The 1,510-nt window shown below is 50.7% G+C and carries 1 rRNA gene; it reads left to right on the forward strand.

The window, feature by feature from the left end:
* Positions 1-1,510, forward strand: a 23S ribosomal RNA gene (locus MJZ26_15130); the annotation flags it as partial.

Below are 1,510 nucleotides of genomic sequence, written 5' to 3' on the forward strand. Positions count from 1 at the left end.
CAGGGAACTGAAACATCTTAGTACCTGCAGGAAGAGAAAGAAACATCGATTTCCAAAGTAGTGGCGAGCGAAATGGAAAGAGCCTAAACCGGTCTTGTTACGGCAAGGCCGGGGTCATAGGACCGCGACATCGGGTTATCAAATGAACTGGAAGAGTCTGGAAAGTCTCATCGAAGAGGGTGACAATCCCGTACAGGCAAGTTTGGTAATCTGTAGCGGAATCCTGAGTAGGGCGGGACACGAAGAATCCTGTCTGAATTCGCGGGGACCATCCCGCAAGGCTAAATACTCATAGAAGACCGATAGAGAACAGTACCGTGAGGGAAAGGTGAAAAGAACCCCGAACAGGGGAGTGCAAAAGAACCTGAAACCGTTCGTTTACAAGCGGTCGGAGCGAAAGCGACGGCGTGCCTTTTGGATAATGAGCCTACGAGTTGTTTCTGTCCGGCGAGGTTAAGTTCTTCAGGAACGTGAGCCGAAGCGAGAGCGAGTCTGAACAGGGCGTTCAGTCGGATGGAACAGACGCGAAACCTAGTGATCTACCCTTGACCAGGTTGAAGGTGCCGTAACAGGCACTGGAGGACCGAACTAGTTTCCGTTGAAAAGGACTTGGATGAGTTGAGGGTAGGGGTGAAAGGCTAATCAAACTGGGAGATAGCTCGTACTCCCCGAAATGTCTTTAGGGACAGCCTCGATTTAGCTTTGTGGAGGTAAAGCTACTGATAGGATGCGAGGGCTTCATCGCCTATCAAATCCTGACAAACTAAGAATGCCGCAAAGTGATGATTGGGAGTGAGTCGTTGGGTGCTAATGTCCGGCGGCAAAAGGGAAACAGCCCAGACCAACAGTTAAGGCCCCAAAACGTGGTTTAAGTTTACAGAACGGAGTGGCATCGCAGAGACAGCTAGGATGTTAGCTTGGAAGCAGCTATTCATTTAAAGAGTGCGTAACAGCTCACTAGTCGAGCGACGCTGCATGGATAATAATCGGGCATCAAGACCACTGCCGAAACTATGGACTCGAAAGAGTGGTAGGGGAGCATTCCAGTCGGCTGCGAAGGTGAGCTGTGAGGCTTGCTGGAGCGGCTGGAAAAGAAGATGTAGGCATAAGTAACGATAATGCGGGCGGGAAACCCGCACACCGAAAACCCAAGGTTTCCTGAACAACGTTAATCGGATCAGGGTTAGTCGGGACCTAAGTCGAAGCCGACAGGCGAAGATGATGGAGAAATGGTTAATATTCCATTACCTGATGTTAGAGAGAAGGAGAGACGGAGAAGTGACACATCCGCCGGCTGACGGAATAGCCGGTTGAAGGAGGTAGTTAAACGCTCAGGTTAAGAGCTGGAGCGTGACGAGATCTGACAGTACACCGAGCCTTCGGGCGAGGTGATAGAGATGGTAAGCAGACTCCCGAGAAAATCTTCTATCGTTAATCTGGCATCAGCCCGTACCATAAACCGACACAGGTGGGTGAGGAGAGAATCCTCAGGTGCTCGAGTGAATCATGG

It is taken from the genome of Fibrobacter sp., assembly GCA_024398965.1.
In the GTDB taxonomy this organism is placed as follows: domain Bacteria; phylum Fibrobacterota; class Fibrobacteria; order Fibrobacterales; family Fibrobacteraceae; genus Fibrobacter.